Origin of the sequence: Frankia sp. AvcI1 (assembly GCF_001420875.1) — a bacterium.
Lineage (GTDB): Bacteria > Actinomycetota > Actinomycetes > Frankiales > Frankiaceae > Frankia > Frankia alni.
The window spans coordinates 34,407-56,901 of the sequence record NZ_LJFZ01000032.1; the positions used below are offsets into that span (position 1 = coordinate 34,407).

Annotated in this window: 16 protein-coding genes and 12 pseudogenes; 12 read left to right on the forward strand and 16 right to left on the reverse strand. The window is 74.5% G+C overall.

Going from position 1 to position 22,495, the window contains the following annotated elements; all coding sequences use genetic code 11:
* Window positions 1-51 precede the first annotated feature (51 nt).
* The 3 genes and pseudogenes from UK94_RS25870 to UK94_RS76535 form a co-directional block, all read right to left on the reverse strand.
* Window positions 52-423 (reverse strand): rhodanese-like domain-containing protein, encoded by a 372-nt coding sequence (locus UK94_RS25870; RefSeq protein WP_011603452.1) that lies wholly within the window; start codon window positions 421-423, stop codon window positions 52-54.
* A 26-nt stretch (window positions 424-449) separates the two neighbouring features.
* Window positions 450-743, reverse strand: a pseudogene (locus UK94_RS65695) (cysteine dioxygenase); the annotation flags it as partial.
* Window position 744: 1 nt separating this feature from the next.
* Window positions 745-1,082, reverse strand: a pseudogene (locus UK94_RS76535) (cysteine dioxygenase); the annotation flags it as partial.
* An 816-nt stretch (window positions 1,083-1,898) separates the two neighbouring features.
* Here UK94_RS76535 and UK94_RS65705 point away from each other — a divergent pair.
* Together UK94_RS65705 and UK94_RS65710 are read left to right on the forward strand one after the other, a co-directional pair.
* Window positions 1,899-2,887 (forward strand): GAF domain-containing protein (locus UK94_RS65705; protein WP_235489941.1); only part of this gene is annotated, 989 nt, incomplete at its 3' end.
* Window positions 2,888-2,891: 4 nt separating this feature from the next.
* Window positions 2,892-3,539: a histidine kinase gene (locus tag UK94_RS65710; RefSeq protein ID WP_268761652.1), complete on the forward strand. Its 648-nt coding sequence runs from the start codon at window positions 2,892-2,894 to the stop codon at window positions 3,537-3,539.
* Between the two features lie 20 nt (window positions 3,540-3,559).
* Here UK94_RS65710 and UK94_RS25885 read toward each other — a convergent pair whose 3' ends face one another.
* Window positions 3,560-4,243: a response regulator transcription factor gene (locus UK94_RS25885; protein WP_050997059.1), complete on the reverse strand. Its 684-nt coding sequence runs from the start codon at window positions 4,241-4,243 to the stop codon at window positions 3,560-3,562.
* 620 nt (window positions 4,244-4,863) lie between these two features.
* Between UK94_RS25885 and UK94_RS25890 the strand changes: the two genes are divergently transcribed.
* The gene (locus tag UK94_RS25890) at window positions 4,864-6,261 is read left to right on the forward strand and encodes a hypothetical protein (RefSeq protein ID WP_157734447.1); all 1,398 of its coding nucleotides are present in this window, start codon (window positions 4,864-4,866) and stop codon (window positions 6,259-6,261) included.
* A 120-nt stretch (window positions 6,262-6,381) separates the two neighbouring features.
* On the opposite strand, the gene UK94_RS65715 is transcribed toward UK94_RS25890, so the two are convergent.
* Both UK94_RS65715 and UK94_RS76540 read right to left on the reverse strand, forming a co-directional pair.
* Window positions 6,382-6,761 (reverse strand): MFS transporter (locus UK94_RS65715; RefSeq protein ID WP_268761625.1); only part of this gene is annotated, 380 nt, incomplete at its 5' end.
* A 1-nt stretch (window position 6,762) separates the two neighbouring features.
* Window positions 6,763-7,032, reverse strand: a pseudogene (locus tag UK94_RS76540) (MFS transporter); the annotation flags it as partial.
* A 1,288-nt stretch (window positions 7,033-8,320) separates the two neighbouring features.
* Here UK94_RS76540 and UK94_RS65720 point away from each other — a divergent pair.
* A partial coding sequence (locus tag UK94_RS65720) for a DUF222 domain-containing protein (RefSeq protein ID WP_235489901.1) occupies window positions 8,321-9,349 on the forward strand: 1,029 nt, incomplete at its 3' end.
* Window positions 9,350-10,155: 806 nt separating this feature from the next.
* Here UK94_RS65720 and UK94_RS65725 read toward each other — a convergent pair.
* Window positions 10,156-10,412: pseudogene (locus UK94_RS65725) on the reverse strand (rhomboid family intramembrane serine protease); the annotation flags it as partial.
* A gap of 15 nt (window positions 10,413-10,427) precedes the next feature.
* A pseudogene (locus UK94_RS65730) lies at window positions 10,428-10,949 on the reverse strand (rhomboid family intramembrane serine protease); the annotation flags it as partial.
* A 287-nt stretch (window positions 10,950-11,236) separates the two neighbouring features.
* On the opposite strand from UK94_RS65730, the gene UK94_RS65735 reads away from it, so the two are divergent.
* From UK94_RS65735 to UK94_RS25915, 4 genes and pseudogenes are all read left to right on the forward strand, one after another.
* The coding region (locus tag UK94_RS65735) for an aminotransferase class III-fold pyridoxal phosphate-dependent enzyme (protein ID WP_235489947.1) at window positions 11,237-11,510 on the forward strand (274 nt) is incomplete at its 3' end.
* Between the two features lies 1 nt (window position 11,511).
* Window positions 11,512-11,928, forward strand: a pseudogene (locus tag UK94_RS65740) (aminotransferase class III-fold pyridoxal phosphate-dependent enzyme); the annotation flags it as partial.
* Between the two features lies 1 nt (window position 11,929).
* Window positions 11,930-12,502: pseudogene (locus UK94_RS65745) on the forward strand (aminotransferase class III-fold pyridoxal phosphate-dependent enzyme); the annotation flags it as partial.
* Between the two features lie 759 nt (window positions 12,503-13,261).
* Window positions 13,262-14,617 carry a GGDEF domain-containing protein gene (locus tag UK94_RS25915; protein WP_235489904.1) on the forward strand — a complete coding sequence of 452 codons (1,356 nt, stop codon included), beginning with the start codon at window positions 13,262-13,264 and terminating at the stop codon, window positions 14,615-14,617.
* Window positions 14,618-14,634: 17 nt separating this feature from the next.
* Here UK94_RS25915 and UK94_RS25920 read toward each other — a convergent pair whose 3' ends face one another.
* The 7 genes and pseudogenes from UK94_RS25920 to UK94_RS25935 all read right to left on the reverse strand — a co-directional run bounded on the left by UK94_RS25920 (window position 14,635) and on the right by UK94_RS25935 (window position 18,012).
* Window positions 14,635-15,465, reverse strand: a complete 831-nt coding sequence (locus UK94_RS25920; protein WP_011603462.1) for a bifunctional 5,10-methylenetetrahydrofolate dehydrogenase/5,10-methenyltetrahydrofolate cyclohydrolase — start codon at window positions 15,463-15,465, stop codon at window positions 14,635-14,637.
* Window positions 15,466-15,832: 367 nt separating this feature from the next.
* Window positions 15,833-15,957 (reverse strand): annotated as a pseudogene (locus tag UK94_RS65750) (TetR/AcrR family transcriptional regulator); the annotation flags it as partial.
* A gap of 1 nt (window position 15,958) precedes the next feature.
* Window positions 15,959-16,091: pseudogene (locus tag UK94_RS65755) on the reverse strand (TetR/AcrR family transcriptional regulator); the annotation flags it as partial.
* 1 nt (window position 16,092) lies between these two features.
* Window positions 16,093-16,432: pseudogene (locus UK94_RS65760) on the reverse strand (TetR family transcriptional regulator); the annotation flags it as partial.
* 368 nt (window positions 16,433-16,800) lie between these two features.
* A partial coding sequence (locus UK94_RS65765) for a GNAT family N-acetyltransferase (RefSeq protein ID WP_235489907.1) occupies window positions 16,801-17,067 on the reverse strand: 267 nt, incomplete at its 5' end.
* A 1-nt stretch (window position 17,068) separates the two neighbouring features.
* Window positions 17,069-17,211 (reverse strand): annotated as a pseudogene (locus tag UK94_RS65770) (GNAT family N-acetyltransferase); the annotation flags it as partial.
* Window positions 17,212-17,454: 243 nt separating this feature from the next.
* A complete protein-coding gene (locus tag UK94_RS25935) occupies window positions 17,455-18,012 on the reverse strand; it encodes a pyridoxamine 5'-phosphate oxidase family protein (protein WP_055751903.1) in 558 nt (185 codons plus the stop codon).
* A 62-nt stretch (window positions 18,013-18,074) separates the two neighbouring features.
* On the opposite strand from UK94_RS25935, the gene UK94_RS25940 reads away from it, so the two are divergent.
* The 4 genes and pseudogenes from UK94_RS25940 to UK94_RS25950 form a co-directional block, all read left to right on the forward strand.
* Window positions 18,075-19,304, forward strand: a 1,230-nt coding sequence (locus UK94_RS25940; RefSeq protein ID WP_235489910.1) for a WYL domain-containing protein, incomplete at its 3' end; no start/stop codon positions are given.
* A 92-nt stretch (window positions 19,305-19,396) separates the two neighbouring features.
* The coding region (locus tag UK94_RS65775) for a DUF456 family protein (RefSeq protein WP_235489949.1) at window positions 19,397-19,597 on the forward strand (201 nt) is incomplete at its 3' end.
* A 1-nt stretch (window position 19,598) separates the two neighbouring features.
* Window positions 19,599-19,846 (forward strand): annotated as a pseudogene (locus UK94_RS65780) (DUF456 domain-containing protein); the annotation flags it as partial.
* Window positions 19,847-20,037: 191 nt separating this feature from the next.
* Window positions 20,038-21,210, forward strand: coding sequence for an arginine deiminase family protein (locus tag UK94_RS25950; protein ID WP_235489913.1), 1,173 nt, complete (start codon window positions 20,038-20,040; stop codon window positions 21,208-21,210).
* Here the strand turns inward: UK94_RS25950 and UK94_RS25955 are convergent.
* Entirely contained in the window at window positions 21,179-21,532 is a 354-nt protein-coding gene (locus UK94_RS25955) for a hypothetical protein (protein WP_235489916.1), read from the reverse strand. The genes UK94_RS25950 and UK94_RS25955 overlap by 32 nt on opposite strands.
* Window positions 21,533-22,495 lie beyond the last annotated feature (963 nt).

Consider the following 22,495-nt stretch of genomic DNA (forward strand, 5'->3'; position numbering starts at 1 on the left):
CGAAAAGTCCCGGTGGCGTACCACCGGGTGGGGCGGTCGGCGTCGGACCGGTCACCCACCGCCGCGGATCGGCAGGCCCGCGGCGGCCCAGGCGTGGTATCCGCCGATCACGTCGGTGGCCCGCCGCAGGCCCAGCTGGCGCAGCGCGTCGGCCGCGAGGCTGGAGGTGTAGCCCTCGGAACAGATCACGATGACCTGCAGGTCGTCACCGGTCGCGATCGGTAGCCGGGCGTCGCTGGTGGGATCGAAGCGCCATTCGAGCACGTTGCGCTCGACGACCACGGCGTCGGGGATCTCGCCCTCGGCGGCCCGTTGGGCGGCCGGCCGGATGTCGACGAGGACACTGCCCGAGCCCTCGGCCAGTGCCTGCGCCGCCTCGGCGGGTTCGAGGCGGCGCAGCCGCGAGCGGGCCGCGGCGAGCATCGCGTCGATCCTGCTCCCGCCGGTGGTCACCGGGCGGCGCCGACGGCCTCGGCGTCCCGCCCGGCCGGGACTGCGGATGCCGGGACTGCGGATGCCGGGACTGCCGGCGTCGGCGCGAAGCGCATCGGCAGCTCCGGCGGGGAGTACGCGTGGATGGTCGTGGCGACCACCTGCCCGCGGTTGGCGACCCGGTGCACGTGCTCCGCGCCGAACCCGACGGACGATCCGGTCAGGTGCTCGCGGACGCGCGTGATCGTCCAGTTCCGGTCGTACCGGTCCTCCTCGACGCGGCCTTCGGCGACCGTCATCGCCCCCAGCGCNCCGCCGTGGTCATGCACCTCGGTCTGCTGCCCCGGATACCACCCGATCAACCACACCTCGACCGTCGCGGAGAGCAGCAGCCGGGTGTACCAACGACGGTCGGGACGGTGGTGGATCACCGGGCGCCAGATCTCCGGCACGCCGGCGAAGGCCGCGGTCAGGTCCCGCAGGGTCGCCAGCTCGACGGTGCCCGGCTCGTCGCTGAGGCACTCGGCCGGCAGGAAGGGCGCCGCCCGCAAGGGGGCCGCCCGCCATGGTGCCGCCCGGAAAGGCGTCGGCAGCGCGGGTCCGGCGTGACGGGCCGGGTCGGCGACGAGCGCCGGGTGCAGAAGAGGCACGGGGGACTCCCAGGGCGGTGGAGGCGAACGGTGCCACCGGGTCGGCCGGGAGAACGGCGGCCGGCGGGGGCGGGNATCGCGCGGGCGACCGTCCGCCCCACCGGGGACGCCGCGAGCCGGGCGGCGGGCGGGGCACGCTCACGGCAACGCGTGGGGGGCGGTCGGCCGGGCCCGGCGCGAGGCGGGACCGGAAGGCGGCGGCGGACGGGGCTGGGCGCGCACCGATCCGCCGGCGACGACATGGCCAGGCGGTGACGGGACTCGTCAGTCAACCCACCCGGGTGGGAACCCGGCGCGGGAGCGGCCGATCGACCGCGGACTGCACCGCGGTGCGCTGGGCACCCGCGGAGACGGCGACGACGAGGCGCCTCAGACCCGCCCGGTACACGCCGCGCTGACGGCCCGACCCAGGTCCGTCACACGGTCGCGGTGCAGGAGAGGACGCAGCACTGCCATGCAGGACACTGTACTTCTGCTGGCGGTCCGCGCTCCACGTTGCGCCCCGTGCAGTGGCGTGGAGAGGCGGACCCGGGCGCCGGCGGCGGAAGGGACCCGGGCCGCCGCCGAGGGTATTCCCCGCCATCGCCGGGGTGGATATCCTGCACGCCAGAGTGATCCCACCTTCGGGTGGCCGCTCTTCGCGAGGGGCCCCGCCTGGGAGCCGCGCGGAGCGAGGAGGAATCACCCGCGATGACCGTTGTGCCCTCCGGTGGACGCCCATGGGCGGTGCCGATCGCGAGCGAACCCTCGCCTCTCGACGACCTGCGCACCCGCCTGTCCGCGCAGGTCGACGAGGTGGCCTCCATGCAGTCGCGGATGCAGGGCCTGCTCGACGCGGTGGTCGACGTCGCCCGCGAACTGAGCCTGCCGGTCACGCTGCGCCGCATCGCGCAGGCCGCCAGCCAGCTCGTCGACGCCGAATACGGCGCCCTCGGGGTCATCGGCGAGGCCGGTGAGATCACCGAGCTCATCCACGTCGGTTTCGCCGACGGCGTGCCCGGGACGATCGGCCGGCTGCCGTTGGGCCGCGGTCTGATCGGGGAGAGTCTGCGCCATCCCCGCCCGCTGCGCGTCGCCGACGTGGCGGGCCATCCGGCCGCCGTCGGCTTCCCGCCGGGGCATCCGCGCTTCGACACCTTCCTCAACGTCCCGATCATGGTGCGCGGGGAGGCGTTCGGCACCCTGTTCCTCGGGGCCAAGCGGGGCGGCGGCGAGTTCAGCCGGGAGGACGAGAGCCTGGCCTGCGCCCTGGCCGCCGCGGTCGGCTTCGCGATCGAGAACGCCCGCCTGTACGAGGCGACGCGTCGCCGCCAGGCCTGGCTGTCCGCCAGCGCGGAGATCACCACGGCGCTGCTGTCGGTGGCCGAACCCGAGGAGGCCCTCGAGCTGGTCGCCCGCCGTGCCCGGCAGGCGACCGCCGCGCGCCTCGCGGCGATCCTCGTTCCCGACGCCGCCGGTCTGGTCGTCGGGGTGGTGGACGGGCCGGGGCAGGAGCACCTGCGTGGCCGGGTCTTCACCGGCAACGAGCGGATGACCGAGGCGATGCGCACCGGGCGGGCCGTGCTCGTCGGCGCCGGCGCGCCCGGCGGCCCGCTGCTCGGCGCGCAGACCCCCGACGCGGCGGCCACGGTGGGGATGGTCGTGCCGCTCATGGCGGGCGGACGGGCGCTGGGCATCCTCGTCCTCGGCACGAACGGCCCGTTCGAGACCTTCAGCGGCCTCGACCTGGAGATGGCCGCCGCCTTCGCCGGTCAGGCGGCCCTGTCGCTCGAACTCGCCCGCATCCACCGCGACCGGGAGCGTCTNGCGGTGTTCGAGGAGCGCGACCGGATCGCCCGCGACCTGCACGACGTCGTGATCCAGCGGCTGTTCGCGACGGGCCTGCAGATGCAGAGCCTCGCCCGCGTCCTGGACGGTCCGGCGGCGGGGCGGCTGCACGCCGCCGCCGACGAGCTCGACCACACCATCGCGGACATCCGCCAGACCATCTTCTCGCTGACGGTCGCCGACCTCGACGGCGCCGACCTGGGCGCCGAGATCCGATCGATCGCCGCCCAGACCGAGCGCGCGCTCGGCATCAGCCCCACGATCCGGGTGGACGGGCCGATCGACCGCCGGGTGCCCGCGGCGATCCGCCCGCACATGCTCGCCGCGCTGCGGGAGGCGCTGTCCAACATCGCCCGCCACGCCCGGGCCACCCGCATCGACGTGCTGCTGCGGGTGACCAGCGTGGACGTCCTCGTCGAGGTCCGCGACGACGGCTGCGGTCCCGGCGGGGCCTCCCGCAGCAGCGGCCTGGCGAACCTGCGCCGCCGGGCGCAGGACCTGGGCGGCCGGATGGGGTTCGGCCCCGGCGAGAACGGTATCGGCACGACCGTGACCTGGCTGGTCCCGCTCATCACCCCGCCGGGAGTGCTGCCCGCGTACTCGCCGGCGGACGACGCGGTCGCCCGCTGACGCCCGCCGGCCGGCGGGCGTCAGGTGTTCAGGCGGGTGGCGAAGACGGCGGCCTGGGTTCGGCTCTCCAGGCCGAGCTTGGCCAGCATGCTGGACACGTAGTTCTTCACCGTCTTCTCGGCGAGGAACATCCGGCTGGCGATCTGACGGTTCGTGAGCCCCTCCGCGATCAGTCGCAGAATGCGCCGTTCCTGATCGGTCAGACCGGCGAGCCGCTCGTCCTCGGCCGGCCCCTCCCGCAGCCGCACCAGCACCCGCGGCGTGACCGCGGGGTCGAGCAGGGACTTGCCCGCGGCCACCTGGCGGACCGCGTCCACCAGGGCCGTGCCCCGGATCTGTTTGAGGACGTAGCCGGCGGCGCCGGCCATGATCGCGGTGAAGAGCGCCTCCTCGTCGTCGAAGGAGGTGAGGATGAGGCAGGCGATGCCGGGGTCCGCCGAGCGCACCTGGCGGCAGACCTCGATGCCGCTGCCGTCCTCCAGGCGCGCGTCGAGCACCGCGACCTTCGGTCGCAGCGCGATGATCTGGCCGAGCGCCTCGTCGGCCCGGCCGGCCTCGCCGACCACCTCCACGTCGGGCTCCTCGGTGAGGAGATCCCGCAACCCGCGTCGTACTACCTCGTGGTCGTCAAGAAGGAACACCCTGATGATTCCGGTGGTCGACGGTGGGGACGCGGCGTCACCGACACCGGACCCGACCGCCACTTCGTCTGACACCGTTGACTCCGCCCGACCTCGCTGTCGTAGAAGACCGTCGCTGTATGTCACGTGCGGCAAGCAGAATATAACGCTCGTGGTCCAACGCCCGGGCTGGCTTGGCGGAACGAACGGGGCGGCGAGCCGCGCCGCGGGCGCCTCGGCGGGGCCGGGAACACCGTCTGCAGAGCCATCCCGAACGGGGNGGCCCGTTGAGGTCGCCACCGACGTGGAACAGCTAGGTAATCATTTAACTGCTATGTGTAGTTTCCGTGTGTGATCATGACCTGATTGTCGCGGCGGAAATCCGCGCCACGCCTCCGGCGATTTTCTGGGGCGGGGCGGCGGGCCCCGCGCGCGCGGTGATCCGTGCCGATGTNCGCGCCGCACCGATCGTTCGCTCCTTGGCGTGCGTCAATCATGTCCGACCTCCCACTAGTTTGCGCCGATATGTCGCCNCTGTGTCGGAACACACCCCGATGCGGAGCGCATCCGGTCTGTCCGTCAGAATGCGGGTCTCGCCCACGCCGACGGCCTGTTGGCCGGGCCGTCCCCGGGGCCGGGGGACGCCGGCGCTGCCGAACGGGCGTGCGGACGATGCCGACTTCGCGAGGAAAGGACGTGCGCGCGTGCGATGGGGTAGGAGCGACGACCCGGTGCCCATGACGGCCGGGGCGAAGATCGCCACGCTGTTGGCCGCCCAGACCGAGAGCTCGCCACTCGAGCCGCCCGCCGGCCGGATCGCCAGCCGGTCGTGGACCGTGACCGAGACGGTGAACCCCACCGTCTCGGCAACCACCTATCGGGTGTCGGCGACGGTCGCGACGTTCCCGGACGCGGATCCGGCCGTCGGTCCGGACGACGCGCACAGCGCGCAGGATGCGCCGACGGCCGTCGCCACGCCGGATCTGACGCTGTCCTACCAGCTGCTCGTTCGCTTCCGTGACGCGCTGAGCGCCGATGGCTACACCGTCACCGAGGTCTTCGAGGGATGGCGCACGGTCGCGCTCGACGTGACGCCGACCGCCGCGGCCGTCGCCCCCACCTCCCGTGGCCGCAAGGCCGCCGCCGAGCCGGTCGCGTCCCACCCGGTCGCCGCCGCGCCGGCCGAGCCCGCGCCGGCCGAGCCGGTCGCCGCGTCGTCGATCGAGCCGGCAGCGGTCGAGCCGGAGGCTGGCCCGGCGCCAAGCGGAGCCGCGGCCGGCGAGACCGTCCCCGGCGCCGCCGGAACCGAGGTCCCGGTCGGCACCGACGAACTCGTCGCACCCGATGGATCCACCCCGGCGACCTCGACGGAGACCCGTACCACCGAGGTGCTGCCCTCGGCGCCCACCGCCGAGACGCCCGTCGCCGAGACGCCCGTCGCCGAGACGCCCGTCGCCGAGACGCCCACCGCCGAGACGGCCGTTGCCGAGACGGCCGTTGCCGAGACGGCCGTCGCCGAGACGGCCGCCGATGCCGGTGCCGCCGAGCCCGCCGCCTCGGAGCCGGCTCAGGTAGCCGAATCCGCCGGCGCGGCGGAGCCTGACGACCGGGCTGCGGCGGCCGACATCGCGAAGGTCGTCGACGAGGCTGTGGCGACCGATGGCGCTGTGGCGACCGATGGCGCTGTGGCGACCGATGGCGCTGTGGCCGTCGACGGGGGCGAGGCTGCCGACGCGGCCGAGTCTGCGGAGAAGGCCGAGTCTGCGGAGAAGGCCGAGGCGGCTGATTCCACCGAGAAGGCAGCGCAGAGCGGCGGGGACGACCCGACCGTGGTCGCCGCGGCGGGTCGCAAGGGCCGCAAGCGGCGCGGTGACGCCGAGGCGCCCCGTTGCGGAGCCCGGCGCGGTCTGCTCCGTCGCCGGCCCGCCGAGGTCGCCACCACCGCCGCCACTGCTGCGCCCGCCGCCACTGTTGCGCCCACTTCCGCTGCTGCGCCCGCCACTTCGGGATCGCCGGCGCCCACCGCGGAGATCGCCAGCCCCGCCGACGCCGGGACCGAGGAGGGGACCGCAGGCCAGACTGGCGACGACACCGCCTCCTGAGCAACCTCCAGCGAACCGCCGCCCGGTCCCGACGGTCCGCGGCGAACCGGCCGCCCGGCGAAAGGTCGCCGGGCGGCGGTCGCCGGGTGCACCGTCTCCTGGCGCCGTGAACCGGAACGGTCAGCCGGCGGGGTCGACCGTGGTGATCGCGGGTGCGGTGGTGCTCTCGGGTGCGGAGGCGGGGCGCGGGACGCTGGCCGGGGCGGGGCCATGGGCGTCGACGTCGGGCAGGTACAGGCGCCTGAGCAGGGCCGTCAGGCCGGCGAGCAGGCCCGCGCCCGCCGGCACGAGGTAGCCGAACCGGGCGCCGCCGGCGTCGATCAGCCGGCCGGCCAGCGGGGAGCCCACGGCGAGGCCGCCGACCACCGCCATCGTGAGCCAGGCGAAGCCCTCGGTGCGGGCGTGCGGCGGGACGATCCGCTCCATCATCGCGTTCGCGTTGATCATTGTGGGGGCCACCGTGGCGCCGGCGAGGACGGCCAGCGGGATCATCGTGGCCANGCCGACCCCGGCCAGGGGGAGTGCGAGGCCGGCCGTCAGCAGCGCGATCGAGCGCAGCAGCCGGGCCCGCAGCGGGCGGTCGTGCCTGCGGGCGCCGGTGATCAGACCCGAGATTCCCGACCCGGCCGCGAACATTCCCAGCAGCAGCCCGCCGATGGCCGCCAGCCCCTCCTCGCGGGCGAAGGCGACCATGGCCACATCTATCCCGCCGAAGCCAATCCCGATCGCGAACACGATCGCGACCAGGGTGCGGGCGTCCGGCCGCCGCATGATCCGCTCCGGTGGCGCGGCCGACGCCGGCCGGGGCCCCGGGTCGGTGCCGTGCTGCAGCGCAAGCCCCAGGGCGCCGACGCCGAGCAGGACCGCCGAGGCCAGCAGGCCGGCGGCGGGATCGACGAGGGTGACCAGCGCCGTCACCAGGGTGGGCCCCAGGATGAACACCAGCTCGTCAGTCGCCGCCTCCAGCGCGAGCGCGGCGGGCAGTAGCGCGCCACCACCCAGCAACGCGCTCCACCGGGGGGCCCGTACGCAGGTCCCGACGGGCGGCAGGCAGCCGCCGGCAACCACCGCGGCAAGAAACCACAGCGGTCGGGGGGCGCCGGCCCATACGGTCACCAGCAGTGNCGCCGCCCCGAGCAGGTGCCCGGCGAGCCCGGCGAGCAGCACTCTGGCCTGACCGAATCGATCCAGGGCGCGGCCTACCCGTGGCACGCACACTGCCTCNCTGAGCGCACCGGCGGCGGNGACCGCCCCGCCCACGGCATAGGAGCCGGACCGGTCCTGGACGAACAGCACCGTGCCGAGCGCATGCATCGCGATCGGCAGCCGTCCCACGAACGCCGGCCCGATGAACCGGGCCGCGCCGGGGGTTGCAAGGGTCCGCCGGTAGACGCTTCCGCCCGCGCCGGGTGCGGGGGCCTCGGCACCGCGGGCGGGGGCAGGGGGCGTCGGGGGCAGGTCGGTCATCGCCGGTCAAGCGTGCCGCACCGCAGCGCCGGATTCCAGCAAAATTTTCCCTGGTCAGGGGCGTTCCATGAGCGCTCGGTTGAAGCCCGTCCACCCGGAGTTCCTCACCGCGGTCGGTCCTCAGCCTGCAGCGAGCGGTAGGCGTTTCGAGTGGTAGATCAACATCGCCTGTGGCGTNGGGGAATGCCCTGAACGTCGCGGTGGTGGCGAGGCTCGGATCTGGGTGGGGATCGTCGCGGGCCCGGGGTGCTCCAGACGCGGGCCCCGGTTCCGCGGAACCGGGCGAGCGTCGGGTCCGGGGCGGGTTGGGGAACATCATGATTGCTGGGGCTGGGGCTGGGGCTGGGGCTGGGGCTGGGTGTGGGTGTGGGTGTGGGCTGGAGTCGGTGTGGGGCTGGTTCCGTGGAACCTCGCGGGTGTCGGAGGTGGCTTCGGGTTCGCGGAGCGTCACCCCTGCCAGCGCCGGCGTGCGGTGGGGTTGTGGTCGGATGGTGTGTGGGTGGGGTCGAAAAAGTGTCGGTGGTGGGTGGGAGCATGCCGGTGTCCGATGCTTCCCGACACCCCTGGCCCGGTGATCATGATGGTTGGTTCTGTGGTAGCTCCGACGGCTGTGTCCGGGCCGGTTCCGGACCCGGTCTCCGGGAAGGACCCGGTCTCCGGGAAGGACCCGGTCTCCGGGAAGGACCCGGTTGCCGGGGAGGGCGCGGGTGGGGAGGTGTCGCTGTTCGAAGGGGATGTGGAGGCGGGTTCGGTGGCGGAGTTGGAGGTGTCGATCTGCCGGTGGGCGGGGCGGCTTGCGGCGGCGACGTGCGGCTGGTTGATGTTGCTGGCGGTGTTTGATCGGCGGGGCGGTTGGTCGGGGGTGGGGGTGCGGTCGTGTGCGCACTGGTTGTCGTGGCGGTGCGGGATCGGGTCGCGGACGGCCCGGCAGTACCTGGCGGTCGCGCATGCGTTGGAGCGGCTTCCCGCGATCCGGGCGGCGTTCGCGGCGGGGACGTTGTCGTATGCGAAGGTGCGTGCGGTCAGCCGGGTCGCGCAGGCCTCGACGGAGCAGGTGTGGTTGACCCATGCCCGGTACTGCACGGCGGGGCAGTTGGAGCGGGTGGTGCGTGCCTACCGGCAGGTGACCGAGGATCGGACGGCCCGGCGGGCGGCGCGCGGGGTGTCCTGGCGGTACGACGATGCGGGGATGTTGCACCTGAACGCGGTCCTGCCCGCCGAGGACGCCGTCCGGCTGCTCGCGGCGTTCGACGCCGCGCACGCCAGCCTGCACCGCACCACACCCCCCACCCCGGCGGCCCAGCCCGGCGAGGTGAGCGGGTCAGACAGGTCCGGCGGGTCGGAGGAGTCTGGCGGGTCGGGCGAGGGGGAGGGACCGCCGGCCGACGGGGAGTCCGTGGCGGCACCGCGGGACCGCCGGCAGGACGCTGATGCGTTGATGGCCCTGGCCGACGGGTTCCTCGACCAGCCCGCGCCCGGCCTGATGACCCCGATCCACACCCTGACCCTCACCGTCGACACCGCCGCCCTGCCGGCTGCCACCAGCCCCGTCCCGGCCCCCGGCGCTCACGAGCCGAGGCCGGCACCGCAGGGAGCAGCGCAGACCGGCAGGGAGACGGCCNGGAAGGCGCAGGGTGAGAGGGCGGCGGGGGAGGAAGCGGGCACCGCAGGGGAGGCGGTGGACGCCGCGGCGACGGGCCGGGTGGGACCACACCTGGTCGGGCTCACCGGCTGGGCGCAGACCGCCTCGGGGATCGGGATGCCCCGCCCGGTCGTGGACCGCCTCGGTTGCGACGGACTACTACGCGTCCTGCTCACCGACCTACACGGCAACCCTCTGAACCTCGGCCGGCGCCGCCGGCTACCGTCCCGCCGGCTCCGAGACGCCGTCTACACCCGCGACCAGGGCGTCTGCCAGTACCCGGGCTGCGACCACACCCACTGGCTGCAGATCCACCACCTCGACCACTGGACCCACGGCGGCGACACCGACGTCGACAAGCTCCTACTACTCTGCTCCGCCCACCATCACATGATCCACGACGACGGCATCACCCTCACCCGAAGCGCCGACGGCACCGTCCACGCCCACACCCCCGACGGCCGCACCCTCACCCCCACCCCACCACTCGACCCCGGCCCCCACCCCACCACCACCCTCGCCCACACCACCCGACACATCGACCCCACCGCCATCCACACCCTCGACAGCGGCCCGCTGAACCTCCACGACTCCATCCACGCCATCCTCCACGGCGACCGACCGTCAAACCCACACGACCAGGCCGCCTGACACCGGCACGGCAACACCAGCGGCCCCGCGGAACCAGGCCATCCCCCTACAGGGAAGGTCAGTAGCTCCGGCGATGCCGGGCGGCGGCGGAGGTTCCGGTCCCGCGGATCCAGCGGTGCTGCGGTATTCGGGGNGGCGTGCCCGGTCCGGCCGCGCGTAGCTGGCGGATGAACGGCGCGACGAGCAGCGCCCCGACGATGAAGCCGACGACGTGCGCGCCGTAGGCGACCGCGCCCCCGTCGGCGACGCCAAATCCGGTGAAGTACACGTACTGCAGCGCGAACCAGAAACCGAGGACGATCCAGGCCGGCAGCCAGAACGGGAGGAAGAACAGCACGGACACCAGGCCGATGACACGAGCTCTCGGGAACAGGAGTAGGTAGGCGCCGAGNACGCCGGCGACGGNGCCCGAGGCGCCGATCAGGGTGCTCGACGACCCGCTTTCGAACAGCGCGAACCCGTAGGTCGCCGCGTACCCGCAGACCAGGTAGAACAGCAGGTAGAACAGCCTGCCCATGCGATCTTCAAGGTTGTTGCCGAAGACCCCGAGAAACAGCATGTTGCCGATGAGGTGAAGCCAGCTTCCATGCAGGAACATCGCGGTCAGTACCGAGAGCACCGGAATCTTGTCGAAGCTCGGCGGTGTCTGCACGATGCAGCCGGGACTGCCGGCCGCGTCGACGCCGATGTGGCCGGAGTAGGCGGCCGAGAGCTGCGCGTTGTGCACCAGTTCCCGGGGTATCGCGCCCCACTCCTGGAAGAACCGTTGCTGCTCGCAGACGTTCTGTGGGGTCGAGGTCCCGATCCCGGCGACCGAGCTCACCACGGGCTCGAAGAAGATGAAGATCACTACGTTGGCGGCGATCAGCAGCCAGGTGATGATCGGCCGCCGGCTCAGCGGGTTGATGTCGTGAATCGGGATGACCACGCCGCCCATCCTGCCCGGTGCCCCGGCCGGCGTCGCCGTCGGGCACGCCTGGTGGTCATCGTGGCTGGCGGGCGGCCGGTGGGCCCGGCGGCCGGAGCCCGGTCCGACGTGACCTGCGTCGCGCACGCATCGTCGGGGAAGGCCGCCCGCGTCGCCGATGGACCAGAGTGGGAGGGGTGAAGCACTCCTGCGCCGTCGCCGCCGTGCCAACCTCGACGTCCCCGGGCCTTCCGTCGCCAGCCGGCGGCGGGGCGAGCGGCACGGACGGGGCGGGCGGGGCCGATCTCGTGGCCCGGGACCGGCGGGCCGTCTGGCACCCCTACGCCGCGGCGTCGCACGACGGACCGCTGTTCGCCGTGGCGTCCGCCGCCGGGGTGCGCCTCACGCTGACCGACGGCCGCGAGCTGATCGACGGGATGTCGTCGTGGTGGGCGGCCATCCACGGCTACCGGCACCCCGTGCTCGACGAGGCCGTGCGCACCCAGCTCGGGTCGATGTCGCACGTGATGTTCGGCGGCCTGACCCACGAGCCGGCGGTGCGCCTCGCCGAGACGCTGGTGGNGATCACCCCGGAGCCGCTGCGCCGGGTGTTCCTCTGCGACTCGGGATCCGTCGCGGTCGAGGTGGCCATCAAGATGGCGTTGCAGTACTGGACCGGTCGGGGCCGGCCCGAGCGGACCCGGCTGCTGACCATCCGGCGCGGGTACCACGGCGACACCTCCGGGGCGATGTCCGTCTGCGACCCGGACGCCGGGATGCACCACCTGTTCAGCCAGCTCCTGCCGCGCCACCTGTTCGCCCCGGCGCCGAGGTGCGCCTACGACGAGCCGTGCGAGGACGCAGACGTCGCCGAGTTCGAGCGGCTGTTCGCCCGGCACGCCCACGAGGTCGCCGCGGTCATCCTCGAACCGGTGGTGCAGGGCACCGGCGCCATGAGCTTCTACGCCCCCGGCTGGCTCGCCCGGGTCCGCGAGCTGTGNGACCACCACGGGGTGCTGCTCATCGCGGACGAGATCGCCGTCGGCTTCGGCCGGTCGGGGGAACTGTTCGGCTGCGACCACGCCGGGATCAGCCCGGACATCATGTGCGTCGGCAAGGCGCTGACGGGCGGCTACCTGTCGATGGCCGCGACGCTGTGCACCGACGAGGTGGCCGCCGGCGTGTCCGACTCGCCTGCCGGGGCGTTCATGCACGGCCCGACGTTCATGGCCAACCCGCTGGCGAGCGCCGTGGCGAACGCCAGCGTCGAGCTGCTGCTGTCCTCGCCGTGGCGGGACCGGGTCGCGGAGATCTCCGCGGGGCTCGCCGCGGGCCTCGCCCCGGCGGCGGAGCTGGCGGGGGTGGCCGACGTGCGGGTGCTCGGCGCCATCGGCGTGATCGAGACGCGGGACCCGGTCGACATGGCGGTGATCCAGCCGCTGCTGGTGGAGCTCGGCGTCTGGGTGCGGCCCTTCGGCCGGCTGGTCTACACGATGCCGCCGTTCATCACGTCGCCGGCGGACGTCGCCACCCTGACCGATGCGATGGTCGAGGCGGTCGCCCGCACCACCTGAGGAACTGGTCCTCGACTGGTCCGCGGCTCGGCCGACACTGGTCCCAGACGCGGAGCCATGCCGTTTCCCGGGCGTGTCGTGTGTGGTCTCTCCGCGGGCGTCATGGAGTGGACGGCGACCGGTGGGCCCCGCTGCGGGCCCTTTCGTCAACCCATTCGTCGTCGCAGGTCAGATGCCATTTCCGGAACGAGTTCGGGGCCCGCCGGGGCGGAGGATTGCGGCCGGTCGCCGACGCGGAGCAGTTAGCCGCGCCATTGCGGCGGTTGCGAATGACGCGAACGTCTTCGTACTCTTCGTTCTCAACGATTCACTGTGAGTAGCAACGACGAGGTTGGATTCACCGGGCGGTTCCGGCCCACCACGGCCGCGGACGAGAACGAGGAAGGCCATCCGCCAATGCCGTTACGCCTACGACTGTCACGCCGCCCGGGTCGCGTCCTGCTGGGCGGCGCCCGCCGGGCGTGGCGACGGCTGCGGCTGCGCCCCCCGCGCCCGCCCGCCGCCTGCCCACCGCCCGCCGGTCGGCCCGTCGCCTGTCCGCCGGCGCTGCGCATGGCCGGCCTCGGCCTTCCCGGCGGCTCCCGGGGCGGTGGCTCCCGGGGCGGTGGCTCCCGGGGCGGTGGCTCCCGGGGCGGGGGCTCCCGGGATGAGGGGGGCTCCCGGGGTGAGGGCCCTGGCAACGGCGGCCCGCGGATCGGCCGGGGACGGCGGTCGCGGGCCGGTGGGGACCGACCACCCCGACCACCCCGGCCGTGCCGGGTGCTGCCGCAGCTGGTCGGACGGGGCTGGATGCTGTGGCGTGCGCCGCGGACGGTCGTGCGCCGGGTCGTGGGGGTCACGCTGTGCTGGGCCGCCCTGGTCGGCGTCGCGATCACCGGGCTGCGGCCACGCTGGGTCGACGTGCTCGCGTTCGCCGCGTTCGTCGCCCTCGGGGGGTTCGCGGTGGTCGTGTCCGGGCGGCTGGGAGCCGACCTCACCGTCTCCCCGGCCGCCCGGCACGACCTGCTCGCCACCTGGACCGTGGCCGTCGCCGTCCTGCTGCCGCCGTTCTACCCGACGGTGATCGGCCTGCCGCTGTGCTGGCTGGCCGGCCGTGCCGACCCGATTCGCCCGCCGCACCTGCGGGTGTTCCATGCCGCGGCGCTGGGCATCGCCGGCTTCTGCGCATCCAGCGTGCACCTGCTGCTCAGCCCGACCACGGGGCCGTTCACCGTCGAGGGCCTGGTCGGCTCGGGTTCCGCGGCGCTGGCGTTTCTGGCCGCGGTGGCCGTGTACCCACTGGTCGCCAGCCTGCCCGGGGTCGGGATGGCCCGAGCGGGCCGGGGCGACGGCCTCGACGCGTGGCTCGGGGGAGCGCCGGCCGGCGCCGGCGTCCACGGCCCGGCCGGGCTGCCCGGCGCCGGCGTCCACCGCCCGGCCGGGCCCCCCGCGCGGGCGCCGCGGCGCGCCCGACGCGAGCTGGTGCCGGCGCGGGCCGCCGAGATCTGCTCGTCGATCGTGGTGGCGGTGCTGTGGGCGGCGAGCCCGTTCCTCATGCTGGCCGTGACCCCGCCGGTACTGCTGCTGCAACGCAGCCTGCTGCACGCCGACCTGCTGCTCGCCGCCCGCTCGGACGCGAAGACGCGCCTGGCCAATGCCGCCTACTGGCGCCAGGTCGCCGAGCGCGAGATCGGCCGGGCGGCCCGCGCCGGGCGACCGCTGTCGGTGCTGCTCGTCGACATCGACCATTTCAAGCGGGTCAACGACCGTTTCGGCCACCTCATCGGGGACGTCATCCTGCTCGCCGTCGCGGACACGCTGCGGGCCACGGCCCGGCCGCGGGACCTCGTCGGCCGCTTCGGCGGCGAGGAGTTCGTCATCCTGCTCACCGAGGCCGGACGGGAGCACGCCCTCGACATCGCCGAGCGGATCCGCAGCCAGGTCGCCGGCACCCGCTGCCGGTTCGACGGGTGCCCTCCGCTGTCGGTCACGGTGTCCGTGGGCGTCGCGACCCAGGACGGCTCGTCCGGCGACCTGTCCGCGCTCATCGCCCGCGCCGACACCGCCCTGTACCGGGCGAAGGCCGATGGCCGCAACCGGGTCCGCCTCGCCGACCCGCTGTGCGCCCCGGCGTAGCCGTGCGGAGCACGCCGTCAGTCGGCGCGGGCGGCTCGGATCGTGTTGCGCAGCAGCAGCATGGTGGTCACCGGGCCGACTCCGCCCGGCACCGGCGTGAGGGCACCGGCGACGGAGGCGATGGCCGCGGCGTCGACGTCGCCGACCTGGCCGGCGGCGGTGACCGCGGTGCCGACGTCGATGACCGTCGCCCCCGGCCGGACGAACCCGGCACCGACGAGGCCCGGCACCCCCGTGGCGGACACGATGATGTCGGCCTCGTGCGCGATCGTCACCAGGTCCTTCGTGTGGGAATGGCAGACGGTGACGGTCGCGTCCTCCGCGAGCAGGAGCAGCGAGACCGGCTTGCCGACGACCGGCCCGCGGCCGATGACGCACACCCGGGCGCCGGCCATCGGGATGCGGGCGCGGGTGAGGATCTCCACCACCGCGGCGGCGGTCGCCGGGGCGAAGCCCGGCAGTCCCAGGGCGAGCCGACCCAGGCTCTCCGGGTTCATCCCGTCGACGTCCTTGGCGACGGGGATGTGCTCGCCGACCTCCCGGGAGCTCAGCTGCGCGGGCAGCGGCGTCTGGACGATGATCCCGTCGACCAGCGGGTCGGCGGCCAGCGCGTCGACCATGTCGAGCAGCGCCGCCGGCCCGGCGGTGGCCTCGTGCGGCTCGCAGCGGACCCCGACCTTGCCGGCGGTCCGTTCGATGATGTGGGTGTAGGAGCGGGCGGCCGGATCCGCGTTCGGCAGGACCACGGCCAGCGTCGGCGTCTTGCCGGCCAGCATCAGCCGCTCCGCCTCGTCGATCACGTACCGGCCGATCTCGGCGGCCATGGACCGCCCGTCGAGCAACCTCATCCGGTGCTCCGATCTCGTCGTCTTCGTTCGTCGTCGTCGTCGTCGGCGTCGTCAGGCCGGCCCGCGGCGCCGATCGCGCGACCCGCCGCCGGCGCCGGGGGCGCCCGCCGGCGGGGCCGCCGACGTCCCGCCGTCCGCGGTTCACCCGCGGGTGGCGCCGCGGCGGCCCACCGTGAGAATCTGGGGCTTTTTGCGCGGGCGGCTCGGGGCCACGGGCTCGCTCGTACCGTAGCAAGGCCGCGCCGGCCCGTAACCGTCACGGGGTACCCGCCGCGGGGTAGGCCGCCCGTGCCCGGGACGTCCCGCCGCCGATCGTGGGCCCGCCATGAGCCCGCCGCCACGGCGGAGGGCGACGATCGGGCGACGCCTATCGGGGTAGGTCGCGCAGGATCAGGTCGAGCCCGGCGAGGAACTGCGCCTCGTTGTCCTCCCGCAGGTGCGGGGCGACGTCGGACAGGTCCGGATGGAGCTCCGCCGGCGGGCGCACCTGCGNCACCGGCCCACCGCGGGCGCCGGCCCCCTCCTTCTCCACCGCGCGGGCGAGCTGGCGGGCCTCCGACAGGGTGTGGCCGAGGGTGTAGAACAGCAGCGTCTGGTAGACGTTGGCCGCATCCGCCGGGTCCATGNCGGCGCGGTGGAGCTGGGCGACGGCGTGGTCGGAACGCTCCCAGTAGGCGCCGACGCCCGGCGGGCGGCGCAGCACCAGCGGGGCCAGCGTCGGGTGGGCCAGCAGCGAGCGGCGGAGCTGGCGGAAGTTCGCGCGGATGTCGGCGCGCGGGTCGTCGCTCTCCGGCAGGTCCGCGACCCCGTCCCGGACGACGCTGTCGACGAGCGCGTCGAGCAGGGCGTTCTTGGTGGCGAAATGCCGGTACATCGCCGTCGGGTCGCAGTCGAGGAACCCGCCGAGCGCCCGCATGCTGAACGCCCCCGCGCCGTTGGTGTCGACGACCTCCATCGCCGCCGCCATCAGCACCTCCCGCGACAACGTCCCCCGCGGCGTCCGCCGCGACCTGCCCCGCCGGCCCCGCCGCGCTCCGTCGGCCGGGGCATCGTCGGCCGGGGCATCGTCGGCCGCGGGGTCGCCGTCTTCGGCCGCGCTGTCCTCATCTGCCGGGCCCTCGGGCGGCGTGGGTTCATCGCCGGGTTCCGCCCCGCCCGGCTGATCCTGCTCGATGTCGTCGATGCCACCATGATAATCAACGATGTTGACGTGCTCCCGCGGCGCGCCGAAACAGTCAGGACCATCCGATCAGGGGTGGTTCCGCGGAACCCACCGCCGATCGAGCCGCTTGCGGCCTGTTTTGCCTGCATCTCCCGGCGGGTCACATCGGCGGATCACACCGAGTCGAAGGCCTCGGGATAGCTGAACCGTCCGCGTGGCGAGGGGCCGTGCGCGGTGAGGGTCCGTATCTGGAAATGCGCACCCCACGCGGGTTGCGGTGCGGTGATGCCGCAGGCGTCGCTGGGACGGAAACCGAAGCGGGAGTAGTAGCCTGGGTCGCCGAGCAGACCGACCAGCGGCTCGCCGAGGGCGTCGGCGGCGCCGAGCATGGCATGCATGAGCGCGTGACCGACGCCGCGTCGCTGATGGTCGGGCCGGACNCTGAGCGGCCCGAGGGCGAGTACCGGGCTGAGGTCGACCGCGGCGCGGGTGCACAGGACCTGGCCGATGATCTCGCCCGCGGCGGTGGTCGCGACGAGCGAGAGCGCGGGTATCCACGCGGCGCTGGCACGAAGCTCGTCCACGAGGGTGACCTCGGCCGGAAGCAGGTCCTGTTCGGCCGGTCGGGCGAACNCCGTGCCCACCACGGTACGAATCGCTGCCGCATCCCCGGCGATCTCCCGGCGAACCATCATCGGAACACCCTCGGCCGGCGCCCACGGTCCCGGCAACTACTTTTCGCGGTGGTGGTGACGGCTGCGCAGGCCTCGGCCGACCCGGGAGGCCGACCCGGGAGGCCGAACCGGAAGGGGCGCCGGCCAAGCTGGTCAGGTGTCTGCTTCTGCCCAGCTGTCGAGTATTGCGGCGGGGCCGTTGCCGCGGCGTTGGAGGCGCAGGGCCGGGTAGCCGGGGCGCCAGCTTGTCAGGATGATCTCCTCGGCGGGTTCGTCGACGGTGGTGCGGACGATCTCGGTGAGCTCGACGCGGAACAGGTCGAACGGCTCGGGGGGCGACACCTCGGCGGCGAAGTGGGCCAGGGTGGCCGGGTCGTCGACCCAGCGGGCGAGGCCGGAGATCCGGACGTCGCCGCCGGCCATGTCGGTGCCGGGGCCGGGGTTGGCGCACAGCGCGAAGCGGGGGTCGCGGCGCAGGTCGCGGGACTTGCGGGCGTCGGGCATGCTGCCGAGCCACAGTTCGCCGGCGCGGAACGTGACCTCGATGCCGCTGGTGCGCGGGGAGCCGTCCGCGCGGATCGTCGCCAGGATGTGATGACGGAACGCCTCGAAGCGGGTGCGGACGGCGTCGGCGAGGGTGGGGTGGGCGGTCTCGACGTCGCGCCAGGAGTTCGTGGACGAGTTCGTGGATGAGGTCGTGGATGTCGTCACCCGGCCATCCTGCGGTGCAACCCTGCCATCCGCCGTCATGGTTTTCGGCCTAGCATCCCGGGGTGCGATCGAGCCGGTTGACCGCGTTGCTGCTGCATCTGCAGGCCGTGCGGCGGGCGACGGCGGCGCAGCTGGCCGCCGAGCTGGAGGTGTCCGTCCGCACGGTGCACCGTGACATCGCGGCGTTGCAGGACGCCGGCGTGCCGCTGTGGACCGAGCCGGGGCGGGCCGGCGGGGTGCGGCTGATGGACGGCTGGCGGACCAGCCTCGACGGGCTCACCGGCGACGAGGCGGCGGCCCTGCTGCTGATCGGCGCCGGGCCCGAGGTGCTCGCCGGGCTGGGGCTTGCCGGGATCGCCGCGGCCGCGCGCACGAAGGTCCTGGCCACGCTGCCGCCGCGGCCCCGCGTCCAGGCGGGGCAGGTCCGCCAGCGGTTCCTGCTCGACGCGCCGGGCTGGTTCCACCGCGAGGAGGCCGTGCCGCACCTGGCCACGCTCGCCGAGGCGGTGTGGGCCGGGCGCCGCGTCGATCTGCGCTACGCCCGCGTCGGCGACGATCCGGCGGGTGCAGCGGGTGCAGCGGGTGCAGCGGGTGCAGCGGGTGCAGCGGGTGCAGCGGGTGCAGCGGGTGCGGCGGGTGCGGCGGGTGCGGCGGGTGCGGCCGGCGAGGAGGCGGGGCGGGGGGTGGCGCGGCGGGTCGATCCGCTCGGGCTGGTCTGCAAGGCGGGCACCTGGTACCTGGCGGCCCGCCACCGGGGCGACGTCCGCAGCTACCGGGTCGGGCGGATCTCCCAGGCCAACCTGCGGGCCGAGACGTTCGACCGGCCGGACGGCTTCGACCTCGCCGCCTGGTGGCGGGCGGGCAGCGACGAGTTCGCCCGCTCCCTGCTGCGCTGGACCTGCCGGCTGCGGCTGTCCCCGGCGGGGTTGCGCGGCCTGCGGCACGCCGTCGACCCGGTCGCCGCCCGCGCTGCCCTCGCCGGCGCCTCGCCGCCGGACGGCGACGGCTGGCGGGTGGTGGAGCTGGCCACCGAGGGTCCGGAGGTGGCGCTGTCCCAGTTGTCGGCGCTCGGCGACGGGGTCGAGGTGCTCTCGCCGGCGGAGCTGCGCGCCGCCCTCGCCGCGACCGGGCGGCGCATCGCCGCCCGCAACGCCCCGGCTTCCGGCGGTGCGAGTCGGGGTGAGGTCGGGGATCGAGGTCATGACGGGGAGCGGGGGGAAGGTGGGGAACGGGGCGGCGATCAGGGCGAAGGTGACGAGAACTGCGTGGTCGCACGTTTGTCAGGCGGGCCCNGGGAGGTCGCGGGACCGGTACCTTCTCGGAAAGGCAGTTCGAGGGAGGTCGCGCCATAAGTACCGGTGAGCTGCTCGCCGTGGCCGTGGTGATGGCCGTGGGCCTGGTCGGGATCGTCCTGCCGGTCCTGCCCGGTCTGGTCCTCGTCTGGGGCGCGGGGCTGTGGTGGGTGATCGCGGACGGCGGCGGGGTGGGCCGCTGGATCGTGCTGGCCCTGATGACGGCCCTGTTCGTGATCGGCGCACTGACGAAGTACGTCCTGCCCGCGCGGGCCACCGCCGGGCGGGGGGTGNCCTGGCAGAGCCTGCTCCTCGGCGCCGTCTGCGCGATCATCGGCTTCTTCGTCGTGCCGGTTCTCGGGCTGCTGATCGGCGGGGTCTTCGGCATCTACGTGGCGGAGCTGATCCGCCTCGGCGACTACCGCACCGCGGGCGGCACCACCTGGGCGGCGATCGTCGCGTTCGGCATCGGCGTGCTCGTCGAACTCGTCGCGGGCGTCGCCATGGCGGCCGTCTGGGCCGTCGGCGAGCTCGTCCTCTGAACTTCCCGGTCGGCGGTATCCCGCCCTTGTTCTTCGTGTATTCCGTACAAGGAAATTCCGCTATCTCGGTCGCGGTGCGGACGGGCGTTTGACCGGGTGGGCCGTCGCGGTGACGTGACGAGCTGGCGGGCATCGGCCGCCCGGNCGTTCCCGGCCTTGCATAATGCCGAAATGAAATGTGGCGGCGCGCGGTGAGCGGGCCGATGGTGCTCATCCAGAATCCGACCGTCGTGCAGCCCGTGGAGACGTCGGTGTTCCGGCTTGGGCGGCCCGCCTACGATCCGGTCCGGGCCGCGGCGGAGTCGGCCGCCGTGCGGGCGGCGCTCGTCGACCTCGGGGTCGAACCCCGCGCGCCGTCGGAGATTCTCGCCGCCCTGCCCCGCGAGGTCCTGCTCGAACTGGCCGCCCGCGCCGTCAGCGCCGACGACGACGGCCGGCTGTCGGCGGCCCGCGACGTGATGCGCGACTGGTCCGTCCCGGCGCTCGCTCCGGTCGTACTGCGCCAGCCCCGGCTGCTGCTCGACCCCGGCGCCGGTGGCGGCGTGATCGGACCCGACCAACCGGACGAGAGCTACGCCCTGCGCCCGCTCGCCGGGCTGATGTTCCCCCGCGACCATTACGTCGACCTCGGCGGGGCGATCGCCGTCGGCCGGCTGCGCCGCCGCGACCGGGCCCGGGAGACGGTCGTGATGGCGGCGGTCCTGCGCGGCCTGCGGGGACGCTCGGCGGAGGTGCGGGTGCCCGAACCGCTGTTCCTGGCCGGCGGCGATGTCGTCAGCTGCGACGGCGTCGCCGTCCTCGGCACCGGCGCGCGGACCAGCCCGGCGGCGTGGGGACTGCTGCGCCCGTACCTGCTCGCCGCGTTCGGCCGGGTCGTGCGGGTCCGCGACGAGCTGCTTCGCGCCGGCGAGCCGCACCTGGATCACTGGCTGGGGCTCGGTCCCGGGATCGCGCTCGTCGCCGCGGACCGGCTGCACGCGCCCGCCGTCGTCGAGAGTCACGGCGCGGCCAGCCGGGAGACGACCCTCGTCGACGCGTTGCGCAGCATCGAACTGGCCGTCTGCCCGCTGGCTCCGGAGATGGTCGCCGCGTTCGCCGCGGGGGTGTTCTTCCTGCCGGGCCCGCGCTCCGGGGGTTGGGCGGCGGGCGGCGACGAACCGGCGGCGCTGGTGTCGACGGCCAGCGCGCCGTGGACCGAGCCGGTGCTGTCCCGGTTCGGCGTGCACACCGTCGCCGTCCCGTTCGACGAGCATCACAAGCAGCTCGGCAGCCTGCACCGCGCGCTCAACACCGTCCCGGGCACGGCCGTCGGGGAGGATCTCGGCCGGGCGATCAGCCGCTGGTCCTCGGACGCTGTCGCCTGAGGCGGCGCGGCAGCCGGCCGGCCAGTCGACCGCGCCGGCTTGCGGCCCGCTCGCCGGCGACGTCCGGCGGCATCGACGTGGTCGCAGCCGCGGTGTCGGGCGAGTCGGGGGGCGTCGGGGGTGGCGCGCTCGCGCCGAGGGCCACCCGGGCCTGGAGCCGGGCGCGAATCTCGTCGGGGGAGTAGGCGCCGCGGTGGCGATGGTCGCGGGCGACCAGGACGCCGGTCGCCGCCACCCCCGCGAGCCCGGCGACGCCGAGCACCTTGCCCCACCGGGCCAGATGCAGCCCGCCGGGCTGGCGCGTCCTTCCAGGCTGCTGCACCTCGTCAGGCTACGGCGCGCCCGCCCGGATGGGGCATGCTTGTCGGCATGCCCGATGCGCGGATCGGCCTGACCGACGCCCTGGAGCTGGNCCGCACCGGTGACCTGTGGCTGTTCCGTGGTCGCACGGCGGCGGACCGGGCCATCCAGACGACGACGAACAGCCCGGTCAACCACGTCGGCATGGCGATCGCGCTCGACGACCTCCCCCCGCTGCTGTGGCACGCGGAGCTGGGTAAGGCGCTGCCCGACGTCTGGGCGGGCACNCATCACCGCGGGGTGCAGCTGCACGACCTGCGGGCGGCCGTGGAGGTCTGGGCGCGCCGCTACGGCCAGCGGGCCTGGCTGCGCCAGCTCTCACCGGTGGTGGGCGCCGAACGGGAGGACGCCGCGCTGCGGACGATCGCCCGCCTCGACGGCACGCCGTTCCCGTCCACCGCCCAGCTCGCGACGCGCTGGCTGCGCGGACGGTTCCCGCGCCCGCGCCGGGCGGTGTCCTCGCAGGCGCTGCGGACCGCCTACTGCGCCGAGGTCGTCGCCGTCACCTACGAGGCGATGGGTCTGCTTCCGGCCGGCCGGGCGCCGAACTGGTACGACCCGGGCCGGTTCTGGAGCGGGGACGCGCTGGAGCTGCGCGCCGGCTTCACCCTCGGCGGTGAGATCGCCGTCGACCTCACCGCCGAACCATGACCCCACCCACCGGTGACGCCCCGCGGTCGCACGCGGGAGCGCGTTGCGGTGCGGTGCGGTGGTGCGGCTCGGCTCGGCGCGGCGCGGCTCGGCTGTACCTGGCTCAGCGGCGGGCCGCGGCGGCGGCGCGGCCCAGGGCGCGGCGGGTCTCGACGACGGCGGTGCGCGCTCCAGCGATGTCGCGGCGCGCGGCGGGGCCGGGTGGGGTGCCGCGGGCGTCGAGCTCGCGGGTCAGCGCGCGTAGGGCCGGTCGACAGGCGAGCAGGGCCTCGAC

Coding starts and splice junctions, on each gene's coding strand:
- UK94_RS25870 (WP_011603452.1), bottom strand. CDS start 423: ATGCTCGCCGCGGCCCGCTCGCGGCTGCGCCGCCTCGAACCCGCCGAG.
- UK94_RS25920 (WP_011603462.1), bottom strand. CDS start 15,465: ATGAGGTTGCTCGACGGGCGGTCCATGGCCGCCGAGATCGGCCGGTAC.